Origin of the sequence: Pseudomonas sp. Marseille-Q0931 (assembly GCF_940789645.1) — a bacterium.
Classification (GTDB): Bacteria; Pseudomonadota; Gammaproteobacteria; order Pseudomonadales; family Pseudomonadaceae; genus Aquipseudomonas.
This window is the reverse complement of record NZ_CALNWT010000014.1, coordinates 43,912-64,386: the sequence shown is the minus strand read 5'-3', so window position 1 is coordinate 64,386 and position 20,475 is coordinate 43,912. Positions and strand designations below refer to the sequence as shown.

The following is a 20,475-nucleotide window of genomic DNA, read 5'->3' as shown; positions in this document are numbered from 1 at the left end:
TTCAAAAGAGCCCCGGATTGCATCCGGGCTACAAAAGCGTCAGCGCTTGGGCTGTTTGTAGGTTTCCAGCAACACCTGATCGAGAATCGAGGTGGCGCCCCAGGGTTTCGGGTCATTGAGGATGGCGACCACGGCCCAGTCCTGGCCATTGCTGTCGCGACTGTAGCCGGCGATGGCGCGCACGTTGTTCAGCGTACCGGTCTTGATATGCGCCTCGCCCACCAGCGGTGTGCGTTGCAGACGCCTGCGCATGGTGCCGTCCATCGCCACCAGCGGCATCGAGCTGCGGAACTCGGCGGCGTACGGGCTGCGCCAGGCAGCCTGGAGAATCAGAGCCATCTCCCGTGCGCTGATGCGCTCGGCGCGCGACAGGCCGGAGCCATTCTCCATCACTAGATGCGGTGCGGTGATGCCCTTGCGTGCCAGCCAGCTGCGAATCACCCGCTGCGCGGCCATGGAGTCATCCTGGTCGGCTTCGGTGCGGAACTGCGCCCCGATGCTGAGAAACAGCTGCCGGGCCATGGTGTTGTTACTGTACTTGTTGATGTCGCGGACGATCTCCACCACATCGGGCGAGAAGGCGCGAACCAGCATGCGGGCGTCTTCCGGAACGGAGCCCTGGCGGTCCTTGCCGAGAATCTTGCCGCCCAGCTCCTGCCAGATGCCGCGTACCGCACCCGCTGCGTAGCTGGGGTGATCGAGCAGCGACAGGTAGGTCTGCGCGCTGCAGCCTTCGGCGAGCTGGCCGCTGACGATCAGGGTGGTGCCGTCGAACTCTTCCACTGCGTTGTAACGAATGTCCGGCCAGGATGGGCACTTGGCTGCCTTGAGCAGGCGGACCTGATTGTCGATACGCACCGAGGCGATGGGCGGGTCCATGGCGATGCTCACCTTGCCGTCTTCGGCACGGGTGATGAAACGTTGCGCCTTGAGGTTGACCAGCAGCGAGTCGGGTTTGACCAGGAAGGGTTTGTTGGCGTCGCCACCGTCGTCGTTGAAGGCGGGCAACTGCGGTGCGACGAAGAAACCGCGATCCAGCACCAGATCGCCCTGGACCTGGCGCACGCCGTTGATGCGCAGGTCACGCAGCAGCAGCCAGAGTTTTTCCATGTTCAGTTTTGGGTCGCCGCCACCTTTGAGGTAGAGGTTGCCATGCAGTACGCCCTCCTTCAGTGGGCCGTCAGCATAGAACTCGGTCTTCCACTGATGATTTGGGCCCAGCAGTTCAAGTGCCGCATAGGTGGTCACCAGCTTCATGGTCGATGCCGGGTTGACCGAGACATCGGCGTTGAATTGCAGGCCGCCGGTCTGTCCGCCGAGCGGCACGGTCATCACCGACAGCGAGTTGTTGGAAATCTTGTTGGCCTTCAGCGCCTGTTCCACCTTGGCAGGCAGTGCGGCGCTGGCGGCATGGCAGGAGAGGGCGAGGGGGAGAATTACGGCGCTCAGCGCCAGTTGGCGAAACCGCTGAATCATCGACAGGAACCTTCCGCAATCAGGCGGGAGCAACGAGGGAGACAGACAAACGACCGTCCGGCTCGGGGAAAAGTTGCCGGCATTATGCCGCAAGAGCCGATCTGTAGTTGGCCCCAGCCGTTTAAAACCGTCGCGGCAAACAGCTGGTGTTCAACCTGTGCCCGGGTGTGCCAGGCAACACAAGACGGGCGCTTGGCCGGCGAAAATGCTAGAGTGCCGCGCGTTATCACCTTTGAGGATTGTTTCATGGCGACCAACCGTTCCCGCCGTCTGCGCAAGAAGCTCTGTGTCGATGAATTCCAGGAGCTGGGCTTCGAGCTGACCCTGAACTTCAAGGCCGACCTGAGCGACCAGACTCTCGACGACTTCGTCGATCAGTTCCTCGATCAGGCCATCGCCGGCAATGGTCTGGACTACGTCGGTGGCGAAGACTACGGTCTGGTCTGCCTGGCCAAGCGTGGCTCGGTCAACGAGGAGCAGCGCGCTGCCGTCGAGGCCTGGCTCAAGGGCCGCGACGAGCTGGAGAACTACGAAATCAGTCCGCTGTTGGACGTCTGGTATCCGGAGAACCCGATCAACCAGGCTTGATCGGCGTTCGGCCAATCCAGGTCATGGTCTTGTAGGAGCGGACGGGCGGCGTTCCGCTTTATTCGCGAATAAAACCGCTCCTACACAATGCCTGCCTTTTCCAGCAGTGCCTGCTCGTCTACCTCATCGATCTGCTCGGGCCGCATGAAGCGTTCGGCGTAGCGTCGATGGATGCCGCTACGGACGAACAGAGCGAACAGCTGCGGGTCGATGTGCGCCCCCTTGCACATGCCTACCATGATGTTCAGCGCTTCCGACAGCGTCTTGCCCTTCTTGTACGGGCGATCCACCGCGGTTAGCGCTTCGAAGATATCGGCGATCGCCATCATCCTCGCCGGCAGGCTCATCTGCTCGCGCGTCAGGCGCTTGGGATAGCCGCTGCCGTCCATCTTTTCGTGATGCCCGCCGGCGATCTCGGTGACGCTCTGCAGGTGCCTGGGAAAAGGCAGGCGGTCGAGCATCAGAATGGTCTGCACGATGTGATGGTTGATGATGTAGCGTTCCTCGGCCGTCAGCGTGCCGCGGGCGATGCTCAGGTTGTGCAACTCGCCACGGTTGAACTTGTAGGGCGGTACCTCCAGCTTGAAGCCCCAGCGGTTGTCCGACGCGATCAGCTCCTGAGCCGGCCGCTCGATCAGATGATCGAGGCGGTCGGCCAGTAGCGCCTCTTCCACCGGCAGTTCGTCGGTCGCCGTGCGCTCCAGGCGTTTGGCCTCTTCCCAGGAAACGCCCAGGCGGTTGTCCAAAGTGCGCAGCCAGCGTCTTTCGGCGATCTGCCCGAGACGTGCCTGGTCGGCATCGGCCATGGCCTCGCCACCCAGGTTGATGCGCGCGATGAAGGCGAATTCGTCGTCCAGATCGCTCAGCAGCTGGTCGCGCAGGGCCGCCAGCGCGGTGTCGTCTCCGCCTTCGGCGCGGCCACGCCAGTAGGCGACCCAGGCATCGCGCTTGAGCACCTCGAAGCGCATGCGCACCTCGTGAATACGGTCGTACAGGGTTTCCAGCTTGGTTGCCTTGTCGACCACGTATTCGGGGGTGGTGACCTTGCCGCAGTCATGCAGCCAGGCGGCGATATGCAGTGCTTCCCATTCCTCGTCGCTGGGGTTGTAGTCACGAAATTCGGGTGCGTCGCTCGCGGCTGCGGCGCGCGCCAGCATCAGGGTGATTTCCGGCACGCGCTGGCAGTGGCCGCCGGTGTAGGGACTCTTGGCATCGATGGCGCCGGCGATCAGCTGGATGAAGGCATCGAGCAGTTGCTTCTGCCGGGCCAGCAGACGCTGGCTCTCGATGCACAGGGCGGCGCTGCCGGAGACTGCGTCGACGAAGGCCACCCGGTCCCGGCTGAGCATGCTTTCGCTGTTCTCGCCGCTATCGCGTTGCAACAGCACCAGTACGCCGACCGTGTCACCCTGGCGGTTGTGCAGGCCGGCGGCGATCAAGTGCAGGCGCGGGCTGTCCATGGCCGAGAGCAGTCCTTGAAATTCGCCCGCCTGATCGAAGCCGATGGAGGTGGCAACGCTTTCGCCGCCGCTGGCCGGGCGTTGCAGCCAGGCGGGTAGCGTCGGATCTGCGTGGGCCAGTGCATGGATGCCCAGCTCGGCGAGGCTGCGGCTCTGACCGTCGATCACCAGTCCCTGGGGCTCCAGTCTATCGTTGTCATTGTCGAGCAGATAGAGCAGCCCGCCCTGCGCATCGCTGATGGAAACGGTGGCGTCCATCACCCGTTTGATCAGCATGTCGAAATGGGTTTCCGCGGAAAGGCTGGCGGCGATGTCGAGGAAGCTCGACAGGGTGTCTTTCATGCTGCCCATCGACACTGCCAGTTGGTCGACTTCGAGAATCGGCGAGCGGCCACTGGCCGGGTGGCTGAAGTCGAAGCGGCGGATGGCCTGCGCTTCCTGCACCAGGCTGCGCAGGGGTTTGGCCACCAGACGCGAGGTCAGCCAGCCCAGCGGCAGGCACAGCAGCAGCGTGGTCAAAGTGATCAACGCGCCCTGCCAGCGGATGCGATAGGCCTCGGCCAACAGTTCCTGCTCGGGCACCAGCAGCGCCAGATGCAGACCCTGCGGGCCGCCTTCCTGAATGTGCCGGTGGGCCATTGCCCAGCGTTGTCTGGCCAGTTCGACAATGCCCTCGTCCTGTTCGTTGAGGTGGCCGGACAGCAATTCACCTAGCGCCGGGTCGAGTTCGCTGACCTTGACCAGCGATACCTTGCCCTCGACCTCCTTGAGCAGGCGGTTGCTCTCCGGGTAGGCCACCGCGTTGCCGTCGGCGTCGGCGAGCACCACTTGGCTGTTGGGCGTGACACGGTGAGTGGCCAGCGTGGCGGAGAGATCGTCGAGCGTGAGGTCGGCACCGAGTACGGTGGTCAGCCCGCTGCGCCTGGCCAGGGTGGTGCCGATTTCCTGGCTGGAAAAGAACAGGTAGGGCGCGGTGGTGATCTGCCCGCCGTCGCCGCGGGCGCGCTTGAACCAATCGCGCTGTCGCGGATCGTAGGGTTCGCTGAGCTTCTGGCGGCGGCTGAGCGGGTTCAGCGAGCCGTCGTAGAACAGATAGTCGCTCTCGGTTCCGGCGCTGCTGCGGTCGATGGTCCAGACCTGATAGGCGGCGTTTTCCGGTGCGTCGAAGAGCTGCTTGAGCGCCTCGCTGCGCAGTGGCCTGACCATGAAGAAGTCGCCGTCCTCGTAGCCGAGATAGATCGAGGCCAGCTTGGGATTGTCGCGTAGTGCCTGGACGAACAGCGGCAGCATTTCCAAACGTTCATCGAGTGTTTCCGCCTGGGCGGCCGGGTGCAGCGCCAGCAGGCTGAGCAGGTGGCGGATGGGGCGATAGGTGTTGTCCAGATCGCGCTGCACGTCGTGCTGGATGCGCTCGAAGAGTGTCGAGCTGCTGGAGAAAATCAGCCGGCTGGTCTGCTGGTAATTGAACAACCCCAGCACGACACCGGTGAACAGCAGCAGAAGCGTGAACAGAACACTGATATGAACGTGCAGAGGGAAACGGCGTTCCCGCGCAACGGCGGTATTGAGCATCGCACTTCACTCCTTGCGGGCGCTGCAGGCTTCCACAGCATAGTGAAGAGTGAACGAATCTGCCTAAACGTTATAAGGGCTGTTGTGAGGCGTCCTCGCTCTTGCCCGTTTTGTTCAGTTGCAGGCGCAGGCCATGCACCAGAAGGGCCACGGTCAGAGTCAGGGCGACACCGATCAGCGCGTTGAGCAGGCGCACCTCGGCCAGGTGCCAGTCCTGCGACAGGCTTTCCGCCAGGAGCACGAAGCACAGGCTGGTCTGCAGCACGAACAAACCGTAGTGATTGGCCTGCAACGCGCGGCTGAGGATGACCAGTACCAGCAGCGTCATCACCATCATTGGCGGGCTTTGCAGACTGTGACCGAAGAGGATCAGCAGGCCGGCGGCGGCGAGACTGGCCAGGCTGGCCTGCAGCGCGCGTACCAGGCTGCCCTGGAACTCCAGCTGCAGCGTGCTGATGACGGTCAGCGTCAGCCAGTAACCACGCGACAGGCCGGCCAGGTTGACGATCAGCCCGGAGGCGGCGAAAGCCAGCATGCAGGCCAGCGCATGCAGGCGCCATTGCTGGCGTGGCAGGCGCTGCGCGTGGCGCTTGAGTACCTTGAGAACGGCGAGAAAACGCGGCATGTACGGCCACATGCGCAGGCCATGGAGGCCGCGCAGGCCGAAGGCCAGCAACATCACCCACAACCCGCCGAGGGTGAACAGCATGGCCACCGCGTAGGGATTATGCAGATTGCCGATGCCGAACTGCCCTTGGCCGAGGCAGACACAGATGCACAGGCCGATACCCAGCTTGCCGGCCTCGCTGCCGAAGCGCTGCAGCCAGGCCAGCAGCAGGCCGAAGGCGGCGAAAATGCCCACGCTGACCAGCGGGTGACTACCGGCCCAGAAACCCAGGCCCGCGCTGCAGGCACCAAGCCCGGTGAGCAGCAGCATGCGCAACATGCCGAAGCGGTGCAGCGGATTGGCCTGCGCGGCCTGCAAGGCGCCGGCCGAGGCCCAGAGAAACCCGCTATGAGCAGTGAACAGACCGAGCAGTAGCGGCAGTGCACAGCCCAGCCCGGCCACCACGGCCGGGCCCCAGGCCGGTGGGCCGGCATGCCAGGTGAAGCTGTTGCGAATCAGGTTCTTCATGTGCGCTTTTCGTCAGACCGGGCTCGAACGGCCGGTCATCTCCCTGGCCATTTCCGTAGCGTAGCTGTCTGTCATGCCGGCGATGAAGTCGATCACCCGCATGAACGAGCGATACAGCGGCCAGCCCGGTTCAGGCGCGTAATAGCTGAGCAGGTCGAGGATGCGCCGATGCTTGAATGACAGCGCGCGTCCGCTGTGCTGTTCCAGCGCCGCGCCGCAGAAGGCATTGAGGAGGATTTCCAGCGTGGTGTAGGCGCCGATCTCGTGCAGCGTCTTGCGCTTGTCGTGGAAAATCTTCTCCCGGGCCAGTGACTTCGCGCTCTGCACGCAGCGCTTGGCCGCGCCGTGCATGTGTTCGACCAGATCGCCCTGCAGGCTGCCGTTGAGCATTGCCTGCTGCTGCTCGACGAAGGCGCTGGCGGCGGCGTTGGTCAGGTGCTCGATGGCCTTGCCGCGCAGGATCGCCAGTTTGCGCCGGCGCGAGTCCCGGGGGCCGAGCTGGCGATAGGTTTCCGGCAGATCATCGCCGACCAGGTCCAGCAGCAGCGCCTCGACTTCGGTGTAATCGAGCAGCTCCATCTCCACGCCGTCTTCCAGGTCGATCAGGCCGTAGCAGATGTCGTCCGCCGCCTCCATCAGATAGACCAGTGGGTGGCGCGCCCAGCGTTGGGCCTCGAGCTGCGGCAATTCGAGCTTGGCGGCGATCTGTTCGAGCAGCGGCAACTCGCTCTGGTAGCAGCCGAACTTGTGTTTCTTGTAGCCCTGGGCGTCGGCATGGCGCGCCGTCCAGGGGTACTTGAGGTAGGTGCCGAGGGTCGCGTAGGTCAGCCGTGTGCCGCCGTCGAACTGGTGGTATTCGAGCTGGGTGAGCACGCGAAAGCCCTGGGCGTTGCCTTCGAAATTGAGAAAGTCGCAGCGCTCGGCATCGCTCATCGCATCCAGCCAGCCACGCCCGGCGGCCTGCTGAAACCAGTGGCGGATGGCGTCTTCGCCGGAATGGCCGAACGGTGGGTTGCCGATGTCGTGAGCCAGACAGGCCGACTGCACGACCATGCCCAGATCGCTGGGCGTGCACCACTGGGGCAGTTCGTCACGCAGCATCTCGCCGACGCGCATGGCCAGGGAGCGGCCGACACAGCTGACTTCCAGCGAGTGGGTCAGGCGGGTATGGATATGGTCGTTGCTGGAAACCGGATGCACCTGCGTCTTGCGCCCCAGGCGGCGGAAGGCACCGGAGAAGATGATGCGGTCATGATCCTTGTGAAAGGGGCTGCGTCCGAGCTCTGCCGAGCCGGGCGCGGGTTTGCCGAGACGTTCGCGGGTGAGCAGGGTGTGCCAATCCAAGGCCGATCCTCGCCAGGTTGATCCGGGCCCCTAGCTTGGTTGTTCGTGCCGCTGCCTGCAACCCCGGGTTGGCTACAGGCCGGCGGCGTCGATGTCCACCAACAGCAGGCGACGACCGTTGTCGATGAACTGGCCAGCCGTCAGGCAGTACTGGTTGGTGGTGGCGTCGCGGTAGGTGGTGGACAGGGTCAGGCGCCGTTCCTCCCAGCCTTCGGCCAGCAGTTGATAGAAGTAGGGGCGCCACGACCAGTTGTGGCCGAGGTAGCGGTCATCTGCCTGCCAGGCGTGCTGGCGCCATTCCAGGTTCGGCGTCAGCTGGGTGCCATGGCGGTCGCACTGATAGGTGCGCAGCAGCCAGGGATAGTTATTCGGTGCGCGCAGGCTGCTCGCCGCAGCACCGCTTTCGGCCCAGGCCCGCAGCTCGGCCATCAGTTCGGTCAACTGCTGGCGCAGGTTGAGCAGACGCGCACGCTCGGCAAGTTTCTGCTGCACGTAGCTGTCGCGCAAACGTGCGAAACGGCCGACGAAGGCATCGCTGGCGAACAGCTCCCGCTCGGGCTTGGCGAAGAGAAAACCCTGCACATAGCGTGCGCCGCACTCCAGGGCGAAGTTCAGTTCGGCTTCGGTCTCCACCCCTTCGGCGATGATCCAGCAGCCGGTTTTCTCCGCCATCTGCGCCAGGGCCTTGACCACCTCGCCGCTGGGGCCGCCACGCGCCGCTTCCTGAAACAGGCGCATGTCCAGCTTGAGGATGTCCGGCTGCAAGGCCAGCACGCGGTCGAGCTGCGAGTAGCCGGCACCGAAGTCGTCGATGGCGATACGCGCGCCGGCTTCACGGTAGCGCGCGACCACGTCGGGCAGCCGCTGTCGGGCGCCACCCAGTTCGGTTATTTCGAAGACGATGCGCGCGGGGTCGATACAGCTGCGCTGGAGTTGAATCAGACTGGGAAGGGGTTGGGCGGGGCGCAACAGGCTGATCCAGCGCGGCGAAATGTTCAGGCTGAGAAACCAGTCGCTGGGGGCTTCGCCAAAGCGCCGCAGCGCATCTTCACGGACTTGGCGGTCCAGGCGCCGCAGGGCTGCGGTGGGCGTTTTCGGATCAGCGAAGAGGTGGCCAGCTGAACGCTCCTGACCACTGCCATCGCGCAGCCGGGCCAGCGCTTCAACGCCAGCTATGCGGCCAGTGGCCGTGTCGATGAAGGGTTGGAAGACGGCGAATGGCTGTCCGTCGAGCACTGAATGTCCTTAGCTGCGAGCAGTTGGCCGCATGAAGCGGCAGACTGCTCGACCAAGCAAGATTACGGCCACTCCTCGCAAGGGTGGCCGTATTTGCTACCTCATGGGACGGTGCCGAAGCAACGGAATGACCAGCAGCGCCAGGCGCAACAAGCTACGCATGCCCCGCTTGCGAACCAGCAACGCGGTCAGCGTCGCTGCTCCACCTGCGAGCCAGAATGGTGCAGTACCCTGGCGCAAGCGTTGTCCGTAGTCACGAGCCTGGCGTAGCGGGCTGGTGAGCTGCAACGCTTCATGGCGAACCTCCTGGCGGCGCATTTCCAGGCGCATACGCAGCACGGCCTTGCGCATCTCGCGCGGTGACGCGCCTGGGGGCATGGTTGGAGTGGTCATGGCAACAGTTGCTCCTTATCTCGTTGCAATTCTTCCAGCGTCGCGCTGAAAGGCGCTTCAGCGTTCCGCAAGCTCTGCACCAGCCAGGTACCGCAGGCTAGCAGGCCCGCTCCATGGAACACACACAACCCGATGGCCACTGCCAGGCGGTGGCTGTCCCAGAAGATGACCAACAACAGAACGGACAAACCGAACAACAGAAGCAGAGCAAAACTGAAGCACAGGCCCCCGAGCAGCAGCGCACGCAGTGCCTGGTTGCGCTGGTCCTCCAGTTCATGGGCGATCAGCGCGATGTGGCCTTGCAACAGGCCGAGCAGCGCTGCCCCTAGACGACGGGCTGAAGAGTCCTTGGACATGGGCGCTGTCAACGACGGCTCATCGTAAGGCCGAGCACCAGGCCGACAGCGGCTGCTACGCCGACGGCCTGCCACGGATGCTTGTGGACGTACTCTTCGGTGGCGTCGACGGCGACCTTGCCCTGCTGACGCAGGCTGGCCTCGGCATCATGCAGGGTTTCCCGGGCGCGGCCCAGGCTGCTGCGAATATCGTCGCGCAGGGCTTCGGCCTGTTCACCGGCGAGGCTGGCGGAATGTTGCAGGAGCTTCTCGGTGTCGCTGACCAGAGCCTGGAATTCATCCAGCAGGGCGTCCTTGGTGCTTGAAATAGCGGCTTTGTTTGGCATGGCGAGCAGTCCTCTGCATTGGGTATGTATGGTTTACGAGTGCTCGGCGGCGCCAGGGTTCCACAAGAATAGTCGCAGAGTGACCGGTTTGGCGTTTGGTATGGCGATTGCATTTTGCTGGTGCGCGAAAGCCAGCGATGCCCTGCAATGGGGCCTTTCGGGTTTGGCTCAGGATGGTCTGTTTCGCGCATAACCACTTGATTAAAAAGAAATAAGCATCGATCAGTCGATTTCGGTGGCGCCATTTCAGGGCCGCCTGTCGGCACTCTTCGGGGGCGTACCCTGCAGTCTGGCTGCATTGTGGTGCGAATTTTCGAGAGATGCCTTGGTTTGGTGCCTTTTCCTCTGCCTCCGGAGTTTTCATTCTTCGATGGAAAACATCAATAGTGCCGTGGCCACGCTGATTCACGGCTCCAATACTCTGTTCATCCTGCTGGGTGCGATCATGGTCCTGGCCATGCATGCCGGTTTCGCCTTCCTCGAAGTAGGTACGGTACGGCAGAAGAACCAGGTCAATGCGCTGTCGAAGATTCTTTCGGACTTCGCCATTTCCACGCTGGCGTACTTCTTCATCGGTTACTGGGTCGCCTATGGCATCCACTTCCTTGAGCCGGCCGCTGTGCTGACCGAACACCATGGCTATGGCCTGGTGAAGTTTTTCTTTCTGCTGACCTTCGCCGCCGCGATTCCGGCGATCATCTCCGGTGGCATTGCCGAGCGCGCCAAGTTCGGCCCGCAGCTATGCGCCACGGTGTTGATCGTGGCCTTCGTCTATCCCTTCTTCGAGGGCATGATCTGGAACGCCAACTACGGTGTGCAGGCCTGGCTCGGAACGCGCTTCGGTGCAGGCTTCCATGACTTCGCCGGGTCGGTGGTGGTGCATGCCATGGGCGGCTGGCTGGCGTTCGGTGCGGTGCTGCTGCTCGGTCGCCGCAATGGTCGTTACCGCGACGGCAAGCTGGTGGCCATGGCACCGTCGAACATTCCATTTCTGGCGCTGGGATCATGGATCCTGATCATCGGATGGTTCGGCTTCAACGTGATGAGCGCGCAGACGCTCGAAGGCGTCAGCGGCCTGGTGGCCGTCAACTCGCTGATGGCCATGGTCGGCGGTACCGTCGCGGCGCTGGCGGTCGGTCGTAACGACCCTGGCTTCCTGCACAACGGCCCGCTCGCCGGCCTGGTGGCGATCTGCGCCGGTTCGGATCTGATGCACCCGATCGGCGCACTGGCCACGGGCGCTATCGCCGGTGCGCTGTTCGTCTGGGCCTTTACCGCGACTCAGGTGAAGTGGAAGATCGACGACGTGCTCGGCGTGTGGCCATTGCATGGCCTATGCGGCGTCTGGGGCGGTATCGCCTGCGGCATTTTCGGGCTCGAAGCCTTTGGCGGCCTGGGTGGCGTGAGCCTGGCCAGCCAGATGATCGGCACGGCGCTGGGTGTGGTGATCGCGTTGGTCGGCGGCTTTGCGGTGTATGGCCTGCTCAAGACTTCCCTGGGCATTCGCCTGAGTCAGGAAGAGGAGTACAACGGCGCCGACCTGTCGATTCACAGGATTGGTGCGATGAGTCAGGACTGATACTTATCGGGCGCTGCCCGATCAGCGCCTTGATGGCCAATAAAAAACCGGGCATTTGCCCGGTTTTTTGTTCGTGCGCCAATCAGTCGCGGCGGCCTTCCACTGCCTTACCGGCGACTGTGCCTTCCTTGAGCATGATCTGGTATTCCTTGCCGTCGGTTTCCACCTGATGCAGGCGCACCAGCAGGTGGCCCCAATCCTTGGCGAACCACAGTACGGTCTTGCGGGTGCTCTGCGTGGGGTCACGCACACGCTCGACCTTGATCGAATCGATCAGGCCGGCCTTGGTGCGTACCACTTCCTCGCCCAGCACACGGAAGTCGTAGGTTTCGATTTCATCACCATCGACCACCTGGTAGCTCACGCTCTTCTTGCCGGCTGCAACGTCCTGCTGCAGGGCGATCTGGTAGGTCGATTTGTCCAGCAGGCCGCGGTTGAGGGGAAAGGTTACGGCATCGCCACGGTCGTTGCCGATAACCTGCTTCTGCTCCCAGTCGAAGTCCTGCTCGACCTTCTTGCCCTTGCCCAGGCCGCTGCGGTTGAGGCGATAGGTCAGCGGTAGCAGGGCTCCGTTGTCGACGCGGAAGGTGCTTTCTTCGGTCAGGCCGGCGACCAGCATCGAGGCCTCGAAATTGAGTGTCCAGCGACCGTCGTCCTCGTGCTTGAGGCTGCGCTCGGCGCTGCCGCTTACCGGCAGCTGCTTCCAGTCGGCGGTATAGCTGGCGGAGAAAGGCTGCAGGTCCTCGGCGAGGGCTGGCAGGGCGAACAGTGTCATGGCGAACAGCAGGGCACGACGCATAGAGTCTCCTAGGTTCGAATCAGGTGGCCGCTGGCGGGTAGCGGCTGGCCATCCAGCATTGCGCCTCGGACGCCGAGACGCAAGCGGCCTTCGGCAAACCAGCGTACGGCCAGGGGATAGATCTGGTGTTCCTGCTGATGCACGCGACTGGCCAGGCTTTCGGCCGTGTCGTCTGCCGTCACTGGCAGCACAGCTTGTACGACCAGAGGGCCACCATCGAGTTCCTCGGTGACGAAGTGCACGCTGCAGCCGTGCTCGCTGTCGCCAGCCTCCAGCGCTCGCTGGTGCGTATGCAGCCCCTTGTGCCTGGGCAGCAGCGAGGGGTGGATGTTCAGCAGGCGCCCAGCATAGTGCTGAACGAAGCCCGGCGTAAGAATGCGCATGAAGCCGGCCAGCACCACCAGATCGGGCTGATGGGCATCGATGGCCAGGATCAGGGCCGCATCGAAGGCTTCGCGGCCGTCGAACTGCTTGTGGTCAAGCAGTTCGGTAGCGATGCCGGCCCGTTGCGCCCGTTGCAGACCATAGGCATCGGCGCGGTTGGAGATGACCGCGGCGATGCGAGCCGGATTGCCGTCGTGGCCGAGGCTGTCGATCAGCGCTTGCAGGTTGCTGCCTGACCCGGAGATCAGGACGACGACATTGCAGGGCATCAGTGGGCTTTCAGGTTGTTCAACTGAACCTGAGCCGCGCCTTCGGCCGCTTCGGTGATCTGACCGATGACCCAGGGCTGCTCGCCGCTGGCGCGCAGGCTGGCCAGGGCTGCCTCGACCTGATCCTGGGCGACGCAGATGACCATGCCGACGCCGCAGTTCAGCACGCGGTGCATTTCGTGCTCGTCGACGTTGCCTTGTTCCTGCAGCCAGTCGAACACGGCCGGGCGATTCCAGCTGGCTACGTCGATCACCGCCTGGGCGCCTTGCGGCAGTACGCGCGGGATGTTGTCCAGCAGGCCGCCGCCGGTGATGTGGGCCATGGCCTTGACCGCGCCGGTGTCCTTGATCAGCTTGAGCAGCGGCTTGACGTAGATGCGGGTCGGCGCCATCAGCAGGTCGGTCAGCGCCTTGCCGCCCAGTTGCACCTGCTCGATGTCGGCACCGGAGACTTCGATGATCTTGCGAATCAGCGAGTAGCCATTGGAGTGCGGGCCGGAGGAGGGCAGGGCGATCAGCGCGTCGCCGGTGACGACCTTGGAGCCGTCGATGATTTCGCTCTTTTCCACCACGCCGACGCAGAAGCCGGCCAGGTCGTAGTCTTCGCCTTCGTACATGCCCGGCATTTCGGCGGTTTCACCACCGACCAGGGAGCAGCCGGCCAGCTCGCAACCGGCGCCGATGCCGGTGACCACGGTGGCAGCCACGTCGACGTTGAGTTTGCCGGTGGCGTAGTAGTCAAGGAAGAACAGCGGCTCGGCGCCGCAGACCACCAGGTCGTTGACGCACATGGCGACCAGGTCCTGGCCGATGCTGTCGTGCTTGTTCAGGTTCAGCGCCAGGCGCAGTTTGGTGCCGACGCCATCGGTGCCGGACACCAGCACCGGCTGCTTGTAGCCAGCCGGGATCTCGCACAGGGCGCCGAAGCCGCCCAGGCCACCCATGACTTCCGGACGGGCAGTGCGCTTGGCGACGCCTTTGATGCGCTCGACCAGGGCTTCACCGGCATCGATGTCGACGCCTGCGTCCTTGTAGCTGATGGAGGGTTGCTTGCTCATAGATCCGGGCCTTTGGATGGGGAGTTCGTGTAGGCGCCGACGTGGCGCAGGCTCTCAGGAGCCCGGTGCGCGTACCGGCTGGCGAAGGCGCGCGATTTTATCAGGCTTGCCCGGTAGCGGCCACTCGCGTGGATGCGCTTCGTCGCAGGCAATGGCTCTGGTTGCCGGGGCAGAGGCGGCTGTTTAAGGTATAGGCCTTTGCGCACGCCATTATCCCTTCGCGAGAGCCGCCCCATGCGTTTGTCTGTCCGCCTGATGTTCTTCCTTGTGTCGCTCCTGAGCCTGCCGGCATTGGCCGCGCCGGTTGCCGGCCTGTATCAGGTGCGTGAACCCGTAGCGGACCAGCAACCGGAAAGCCGTGACGCGGCGATGCAGAAAGCCCTGCAGACCCTGGTGCTGCGCCTGACCGGCGATGCCAAGGCGCTGCAGAACTCGGCGCTGGAAGGGCTGCGCAAGGACCCCCAGCAAATCGTCAGCCAGTACGGTTACGAAGGCGACGCACTGCTGGTTGAGTTCGATCCAGCCAGCACTGACCGGCAATTACGCCAGGCGGGGCTGGCCCTGTGGGGGGCCAACCGTCCGGCCATTCTCGCCTGGTGGCTCAACGAGTCGCCGGAAGGCAGTCAACTGGTCGGCGAGAGCCAGGGTGCATCAGCACTGCTGCGCGATGCCGCGCAACATCGTGGCCTGCCACTGCGTTTGCCGCTGGCGGATCTGAGCGAGCAGGCGCTGGGCAGTGCCGATGCCTTGCTGGCCAATGATCCGCAGGCGCTGCGCGAAGCGTCCGAGCGCTATGGCGCCGACGCTTTGCTGGCGGTACAGGCGGCCGAAAGCGGCGGCAACTGGCAGGCGACCTGGCGCCTGTGGCTGGGAGACGAACGTGAGCAGGGCAAGGCCGAGGCCGCCGATCAGGCCGCGCTGGCCGATGCGGTGATGCTGGCGGTGGCCGAGCGTCTGGCCCCGCGTTTTGTCGTCAAGCCTGGCGCGGCGCAAAGCCTGACGCTGGTGATCGAAGGCGCTGATCTGGGCCGTTTTGCTGCGCTGGAGCGCCTCCTCGAGCCGTTCGCCGCGCGTCTACAGGAAATCGATGGGCAGCGCCTGGTTTATCAGGTCAGCGCCAGTCCGGAGCAGTTGCGCGCGCAGCTGGCACTGGGGCAACTGCAGGAAGTCAGCGAACCGCTCGATGCCGCTGAGCCGGTCCAGGGGCCGCAGCAGAGCCCCGCAGAAGAGGCCCCTCAGGTGAAACCGCGCACCGATCAGCTGCGCTTTCGCTGGTAGAATTTCCACCGCTAGTCACAGCCCTGTTTCACGGCGCCTTTCGGGCGCCGTTTCGCATCGAGGACGCGAGCATGACCGATTCCACCCGCTGGCTATGGATGGCTGGGCTGTTTCTGCTCGGCTGGCTCCTGTATCTGCTGCACCCGATTCTTTCCCCGTTTCTGGTGGGCATCCTGCTGGCCTACCTGGGTGATCCGCTGGTCGACCGTCTCGAGCGGCATCGCCTGTCGCGCACCGGCGGCGTGATCGTGGTGTTCACCCTGTTCGCGCTGCTGTTGCTGATTCTTCTGCTAGTGCTGGTGCCCATGCTCGGGCGGCAGTTGGTGCGCCTGTATCAGCTGGCGCCGGAGATGCTCGACTGGCTGCAGGGCACCGCCTTGCCCTGGTCGCAATCGCACCTCGGATTGCAGGATGACCTGTTGCAGCTCGAGCAACTCAAGCAGGTATTCGCTGACAACATCGGCAAGACCACCGACGTGCTCAAGGTGGTGCTGGCCCAGGCCACGTCTTCGGGGCTGGCGCTGCTGGCCTGGCTGGGCAATCTGCTGTTGATCCCGGTGGTGAGCTTCTACCTGATGCGTGACTGGGATGTGCTGGTCGAACGCGTGCGAGGTTTACTGCCGCGTCAACGCGAGGGATTGGTAGTCAAGCTGGCCGGCGAATGCCATGAGGTGCTCGGCGCCTTCCTGCGCGGCCAGTTGCTGGTGATGCTGGCGCTGAGCGTGATTTATTCCGTTGGCCTGATGCTGGTGGGGTTGGAGCTTGGGCTGTTGATCGGCGTGCTCGCCGGCCTGGCCAGTATCGTGCCCTATATGGGGTTCATCGTCGGTATCGGTGCGGCATTGAGCGCGGCGCTGTTCCAGTTCGGCCTCGATCCCTATCCGCTGCTCGGCATCGGCGTGGTGTTCATGATCGGTCAATTGCTCGAAGGCATGGTGCTGACACCCATGCTGGTGGGTGACCGCATCGGTCTGCACCCGGTCGCGGTTATCTTCGCCATTCTCGCTGGCGGCCAGCTGTTTGGCTTTACCGGCGTGCTGCTGGCTTTGCCGGTGGCCGCGGTGATCATGGTGTTGCTGCGCCATGCGCATGATCTGTACCGGCTCTCGGGGTTGTACGGTGGTTCGCCACCCGTCAATTGAGTGATTGACGGCACTGGGTGTAAGCGCTTCGCGGAATTACCGCTGTACCAGCTTTGAATCGATGTGACCCAAGCTGAGTATGTAAATAAACGGATTGCCAGGGAGGAAAAATGGAGTTTTCGACTGTCCAGCTGGGAGTGGATGTGGCCACGAGCCTGGCGATTTTGGCTTCGGCGATCACCTTTATGGTGAACCAGCGCCTGAAAGCCCGCGAGACCAAGCGCCGTCAACTGGACGAATCCGTTCGTGCGGTGACTGTCGATGAGTTTCAATCTGCGCTGGGCGAGTTGTCGGGCATTTACGTGAAGGAGATCGTCGAGCGCGCTGCCCCTTTGCAGCATTCGGTCGGCGCGGGACTGGAGCGACTGGAGAAGAGCCTCAGGATCAACCCTGAACATTCCGCCGAACTGCTCGAGTCCATGTCGAGCACCAAGCGCGCCATGGGCGATTTCATCAACTCTATCTGTGCCTACAACTATCAGATCTACCCCTTGCTGGACAGCATCGAGGGCGGCAGCGCGCAGATTGCCGAGTTTCGCAGCAGCCTGAATGAGCTGATGGAGGGCTACAACCGCATCGGTGGCGGCTCCGAGTCATTGTTGCGGGAGGTTCGCGCACTCGCCACTTTCTGCAAGTCCAACCCGCTCGAGAGTGTGGATCAGGACCAGCTGCACTCGATGGTGAGGTCGATCATCATCGATGCGGATTATCGCCTCTGGGTGGACACCTTCATCCCCGATGGCTCAGAGGACCTGTATTGGGCCTGTATCGAGCAGGGTGGTTTCGCCGGCCATGAAGAACTGCTCAAGAGTGTTCATGTCAATGTGATCGGCAGCTTCTACCGCAGCCCCGAGCGCATGGAGGCACAGGTTCTGTGGTTCTCCTACGACGCTATCGCCGAGGCACGAAAGCGTTGCAAGGAGTTCCTCACCGACATGGCGGCGATCAACTATTGGCTGATCCGCAAGACCGGCGACGGGGAGACCCTGCCTGAGATGATACGCCGTTACCGTTCGCCAGAGGTTTTTGCGGTCGACTCGGCCATCCGCTGAACGCTGACAGGCCACGGATTGGTGGGAGCAGGCAACGTAGGCCCGCTCCGTTGTCCGGCAAGACGAGCTAACGCATTGAATTAACGAGAATAGTGCGTCAGTGACACCCTGCGGTGAAGGATATAAACTGCCCCGCCTTTACGGAGAGTCCAACAGCGGTTCCGATGAGCCGCCGAGCCCTGCATGAAACCTATCCAGCTGCCTCTGGGGGTGCGTCTGCGTGATGACGCCACCTTCGCCAACTACTACCCCGGCGCCAACGCCGCGGCCCTGGGCTATGTCGAGCGTCTGTGCGAGGCCGATGCCGGCTGGACGGAGAGCCTGATCTACCTGTGGGGCGCCGAAGGTGTCGGACGCAGCCATCTGCTGCAGGCGGCCTGCCTGCGTTTCGAGCAGCGTGGCGAGGCGGTAGTCTATCTGCCGCTCGGTGAGGTGGTGCAGCACGGCCCGGAGCTACTCGACAATCTGGAGTTGTGCGAGCTGGTCTGTCTCGACGACCTCGATGCAGTGGCGGGTCGTAGCGACTGGGAGGAGGGACTGTTCCACCTGTTCAATCGTCTGCGCGATAGCGGCCGGCGTCTGCTGCTGGCTGGCACCATGTCGCCGCGCGAGTTGCCGATCCAGTTGCCTGACCTTAAATCGCGCCTGACCCTGGCGCTGATTTTCCAGCTGCACGAGCTGTCCGACGAGGACAAACTGCGCGCTCTGCAACTGCGGGCCTCGCGTCGGGGCTTGCAGATGAGCGATGAGGTCGGCCGTTTCATTCTCACCCGCGGCGAGCGCAGCATGAGTGCGCTGTTCCAACTGCTGGAACGTCTCGACCAGGCCTCGCTGCAGGCGCAGCGCAAGCTGACCATTCCCTTCCTCAAGGAAACGCTGGGCTGGTAGGCAAGAGCGGCAAGCCTCAAATCGCGTAGTCCGGATGCGATCCGGGAATCCCGTTATTCCCGGATTTCGGGCTACGGGTCAACTCGCGCACAGTCCCTGCATGAATTCGGCGATTGCCCTCGCGCAGACCTTAGGCTGTGTCTGCAGGATGAAGTGCGGACCATCCAGGCGAATCTGGCGGATGTCGCTGCAGGCATGGGCCAGCTGCCTGGCCACCTTGTGTGCAACCAGGCGATCCTGCTGCGGCCATAGATGCAGGGCGGGCAGATCGAGCTGCTGTTGCGGTGCTTGCAGCGTCGCCAGCGTGTGAAGGCGAGCGCGTATCAGCGTCTTGTCCAAGCCAAGGATTTCTTTCTGTATCAGGTGCCGGGTCTGATCGCTCGCGTCCTGGCCAAGGCACATCGCGCGTAGCAGCCAAGGCTGCGTCGCGAGTCGCAAGGGCATGGGCAGGTGCTTGAGCAGCGCCAGGGCAGCGTTGGGGCGGGTCGGAAAAGAGGCGGCGAAGATCACGCCGCGCAGTCCAGAGGGATTGCGCAAGGCAAGCCTGAACGCGAGGGGGCCGGAAAAGGATTCGCCCAGCAGCACGAAGGGCGCGCTGCCCAGTCGCTCGGTTATAGGCTGCGCCAGGCTGTCATAGTCCTGCGGTCCATGAGCGGGCAGTTCGAGGGTGTGGCAGTCGAAATCCCCAAGCTCGGCGAGCAGAGGCGAGAAAAGGGCGCTGCTGCCATTGAGGCCAGGCAGCAGCACCAGGCGCATCAGGCTTCCCCGGCCTTCTTGCGGTCGTACTGAAAGCGCCAGCGGGTGTAGAGCAGGGCGCAGCAGAACAGGCCGAAGCTGATTACCGCCTCCAGAGCGCCGAACAGCGCGCGCGCCGGGTCGATGGCGGCGAGTACACCCTGAATGAAGTAGATATTGACCACGAAGCAGGCCCAGGCGTGAGCGCGTGCATTACCCATGGCGATGCCAGGTGCCAGCAGGGCCAATGGCAGCAGCTGGATGGCCAGTACCACGCCGACGCGGGCACCATGCAGGTCGGCGAAGGCCAGGTTCCATACCAGCAGCAGGGTCAGCAGCGCGATGAAGCTGAACAGGCTCAGCGCTCGGCTGAGTTTGACCCGTGGCTCCAGCCATTCGAGGCTGGGCAAAGGCTTTTTGGCTCGGGCCACGATCAGTGCTCCAGTTTGCCGGCGATCTGCGCCAGGCGTTGGCCCAGCGCGCGGCACAGGGCGACTTCATGTTCGTCGAGCGCGCGTTTGCCGTCGCCACCGGCATGGTGGCTGGGGCCGTAGGGCGTGCCGCCACCGCGGGTTTCGAGTAGAGCCGATTCGCTGTAGGGCAGGCCGCAGAGCAACATGCCGTGGTGCAGCAGTGGCAGCATCATCGACAGCAGGGTGGTTTCCTGGCCGCCATGCAGGCTGGCGGTAGAGGTGAACACGCCAGCCGGCTTGCCGACCAGCTCGCCGGTGAGCCACAGGTTGCTGGTGCCGTCGAGGAAATACTTGAGCGGTGCGGCCATGTTGCCGAAACGGGTCGGGCTGCCCAAGGCCAGGCCCGAGCAGCTCTTCAGGTCGTCCAGGGTGGCGTACATGGCGCCGTCCTCAGGCACGCTCGGGGCGACGGCCTCGCATTCGCTGGAAACCGCTGGCACCGTGCGCAGACGTGCTTCCAGGCCGGCCATCTCGACGCCGCGGGCAACCTGCTTGGCCATCTGCGCAGTGGCGCCATGGCGGCTGTAGTAGAGCACCAGAATGTAAGGCGTACTCATGCCAGCAGCTCCAGCACCTTCTCCGGTGGGCGACCGATCACGGCCTTGTCGCCGGCGATCAGGATCGGGCGTTCGATCAGTTTGGGATGCGCGACCATGGCTTCGATCAGTTGCGCTTCGCTCAGGCTGGTATCGCTCAGGCCCAGCGCCTTGTACTCGTCCTCGCCGCTGCGTAGCAGGTCACGGGCGGTGATGCCCAGCTTGCCCAGCAGGCTCTTGAGCTCGCTGGCGCTGGGTGGGGTTTCCAAGTAGCGCACCACCTCAGGTTGCAGGCCGCGGGCTTCGAGCAGTTCCAGCGCTCCGCGGGATTTGGAGCAGCGCGGGTTGTGATAAAGGGTCAGGTCGGTCATGGTGGCTCGCATCCGGCTTGAAGTG

General features: G+C 63.6%; 21 protein-coding genes. 6 read left to right on the top strand and 15 right to left on the bottom strand.

What is annotated here, in order from left to right:
• Window positions 1-39 precede the first annotated feature (39 nt).
• Complete coding sequence (gene dacB / locus P3C50_RS20100) at window positions 40-1,476, bottom strand: D-alanyl-D-alanine carboxypeptidase/D-alanyl-D-alanine-endopeptidase (RefSeq protein WP_275547309.1); 1,437 nt, start codon at window positions 1,474-1,476, stop codon at window positions 40-42.
• A gap of 246 nt (window positions 1,477-1,722) precedes the next feature.
• Here dacB and P3C50_RS20095 point away from each other — a divergent pair, with 246 nt between their 5' ends.
• The gene (locus tag P3C50_RS20095) at window positions 1,723-2,064 is read left to right on the top strand and encodes a YggL family protein (protein ID WP_197857872.1); all 342 of its coding nucleotides are present in this window, start codon (window positions 1,723-1,725) and stop codon (window positions 2,062-2,064) included.
• An 80-nt stretch (window positions 2,065-2,144) separates the two neighbouring features.
• Here the strand turns inward: P3C50_RS20095 and P3C50_RS20090 are convergent, their stop codons facing one another.
• The 7 genes from P3C50_RS20090 to P3C50_RS20060 all read right to left on the bottom strand — a co-directional run bounded on the left by P3C50_RS20090 (window position 2,145) and on the right by P3C50_RS20060 (window position 9,886).
• Window positions 2,145-5,096: an HD domain-containing phosphohydrolase gene (locus P3C50_RS20090; RefSeq protein ID WP_275547308.1), complete on the bottom strand. Its 2,952-nt coding sequence runs from the start codon at window positions 5,094-5,096 to the stop codon at window positions 2,145-2,147.
• A 70-nt stretch (window positions 5,097-5,166) separates the two neighbouring features.
• Entirely contained in the window at window positions 5,167-6,231 is a 1,065-nt protein-coding gene (locus P3C50_RS20085) for an FUSC family protein (protein WP_275547307.1), read from the bottom strand.
• 12 nt (window positions 6,232-6,243) lie between these two features.
• Window positions 6,244-7,575: a deoxyguanosinetriphosphate triphosphohydrolase gene (locus P3C50_RS20080; protein ID WP_275547306.1), complete on the bottom strand. Its 1,332-nt coding sequence runs from the start codon at window positions 7,573-7,575 to the stop codon at window positions 6,244-6,246.
• Window positions 7,576-7,647: 72 nt separating this feature from the next.
• Window positions 7,648-8,811 (bottom strand): EAL domain-containing protein, encoded by a 1,164-nt coding sequence (locus P3C50_RS20075; protein ID WP_275547305.1) that lies wholly within the window; start codon window positions 8,809-8,811, stop codon window positions 7,648-7,650.
• A gap of 96 nt (window positions 8,812-8,907) precedes the next feature.
• Window positions 8,908-9,204 (bottom strand): hypothetical protein, encoded by a 297-nt coding sequence (locus tag P3C50_RS20070; protein WP_197857877.1) that lies wholly within the window; start codon window positions 9,202-9,204, stop codon window positions 8,908-8,910.
• Window positions 9,201-9,560 carry a phage holin family protein gene (locus tag P3C50_RS20065; RefSeq protein WP_275547304.1) on the bottom strand — a complete coding sequence of 120 codons (360 nt, stop codon included), beginning with the start codon at window positions 9,558-9,560 and terminating at the stop codon, window positions 9,201-9,203. Before P3C50_RS20065 ends, P3C50_RS20070 begins: the two co-directional genes overlap by 4 nt.
• Before the next feature lie 8 nt (window positions 9,561-9,568).
• Window positions 9,569-9,886 (bottom strand): DUF883 family protein, encoded by a 318-nt coding sequence (locus tag P3C50_RS20060; protein WP_275547303.1) that lies wholly within the window; start codon window positions 9,884-9,886, stop codon window positions 9,569-9,571.
• A gap of 370 nt (window positions 9,887-10,256) precedes the next feature.
• Between P3C50_RS20060 and P3C50_RS20055 the strand changes: the two genes are divergently transcribed.
• Window positions 10,257-11,465 carry an ammonium transporter gene (locus tag P3C50_RS20055; RefSeq protein ID WP_275547302.1) on the top strand — a complete coding sequence of 403 codons (1,209 nt, stop codon included), beginning with the start codon at window positions 10,257-10,259 and terminating at the stop codon, window positions 11,463-11,465.
• Between the two features lie 82 nt (window positions 11,466-11,547).
• Here P3C50_RS20055 and P3C50_RS20050 read toward each other — a convergent pair whose 3' ends face one another.
• The 3 genes from P3C50_RS20050 to purM are packed head-to-tail and all read right to left on the bottom strand — an operon-like array spanning window position 11,548 to window position 13,975.
• Window positions 11,548-12,264: a DUF3108 domain-containing protein gene (locus tag P3C50_RS20050; RefSeq protein WP_197857881.1), complete on the bottom strand. Its 717-nt coding sequence runs from the start codon at window positions 12,262-12,264 to the stop codon at window positions 11,548-11,550.
• Between the two features lie 8 nt (window positions 12,265-12,272).
• Complete coding sequence (gene purN / locus P3C50_RS20045) at window positions 12,273-12,917, bottom strand: phosphoribosylglycinamide formyltransferase (protein ID WP_275547301.1); 645 nt, start codon at window positions 12,915-12,917, stop codon at window positions 12,273-12,275.
• Entirely contained in the window at window positions 12,917-13,975 is a 1,059-nt protein-coding gene (purM, locus tag P3C50_RS20040) for a phosphoribosylformylglycinamidine cyclo-ligase (protein WP_275547300.1), read from the bottom strand. The genes purN and purM overlap by 1 nt, the downstream gene beginning before the upstream one ends.
• 234 nt (window positions 13,976-14,209) lie before the next feature.
• On the opposite strand from purM, the gene P3C50_RS20035 reads away from it, so the two are divergent.
• The 4 genes from P3C50_RS20035 to hda all read left to right on the top strand — a co-directional run bounded on the left by P3C50_RS20035 (window position 14,210) and on the right by hda (window position 18,335).
• The gene (locus tag P3C50_RS20035) at window positions 14,210-15,253 is read left to right on the top strand and encodes a DUF2066 domain-containing protein (RefSeq protein WP_275547299.1); all 1,044 of its coding nucleotides are present in this window, start codon (window positions 14,210-14,212) and stop codon (window positions 15,251-15,253) included.
• 71 nt (window positions 15,254-15,324) lie between these two features.
• Window positions 15,325-16,395 (top strand): AI-2E family transporter, encoded by a 1,071-nt coding sequence (locus tag P3C50_RS20030; protein ID WP_275547298.1) that lies wholly within the window; start codon window positions 15,325-15,327, stop codon window positions 16,393-16,395.
• Window positions 16,396-16,505: 110 nt separating this feature from the next.
• Complete coding sequence (locus P3C50_RS20025; RefSeq protein ID WP_275547297.1) at window positions 16,506-17,447, top strand: hypothetical protein; 942 nt, start codon at window positions 16,506-16,508, stop codon at window positions 17,445-17,447.
• Window positions 17,448-17,630: 183 nt separating this feature from the next.
• Window positions 17,631-18,335: a DnaA regulatory inactivator Hda gene (hda, locus tag P3C50_RS20020; protein WP_275547296.1), complete on the top strand. Its 705-nt coding sequence runs from the start codon at window positions 17,631-17,633 to the stop codon at window positions 18,333-18,335.
• Between the two features lie 78 nt (window positions 18,336-18,413).
• Here hda and P3C50_RS20015 read toward each other — a convergent pair whose 3' ends face one another.
• The 4 genes from P3C50_RS20015 to arsC are packed head-to-tail and all read right to left on the bottom strand — an operon-like array spanning window position 18,414 to window position 20,450.
• Window positions 18,414-19,091, bottom strand: a complete 678-nt coding sequence (locus P3C50_RS20015; protein WP_275547295.1) for an alpha/beta fold hydrolase — start codon at window positions 19,089-19,091, stop codon at window positions 18,414-18,416.
• Entirely contained in the window at window positions 19,091-19,501 is a 411-nt protein-coding gene (locus P3C50_RS20010; RefSeq protein WP_013716364.1) for a DUF2069 domain-containing protein, read from the bottom strand. Before P3C50_RS20010 ends, P3C50_RS20015 begins: the two co-directional genes overlap by 1 nt.
• A gap of 2 nt (window positions 19,502-19,503) precedes the next feature.
• Window positions 19,504-20,100, bottom strand: a complete 597-nt coding sequence (wrbA, locus tag P3C50_RS20005) for an NAD(P)H:quinone oxidoreductase (RefSeq protein ID WP_275547294.1) — start codon at window positions 20,098-20,100, stop codon at window positions 19,504-19,506.
• Window positions 20,097-20,450, bottom strand: coding sequence for an arsenate reductase (glutaredoxin) (arsC, locus tag P3C50_RS20000; RefSeq protein ID WP_275547293.1), 354 nt, complete (start codon window positions 20,448-20,450; stop codon window positions 20,097-20,099). The genes wrbA and arsC overlap by 4 nt, the downstream gene beginning before the upstream one ends.
• Between the last annotated feature and the right edge of the window lie 25 nt (window positions 20,451-20,475).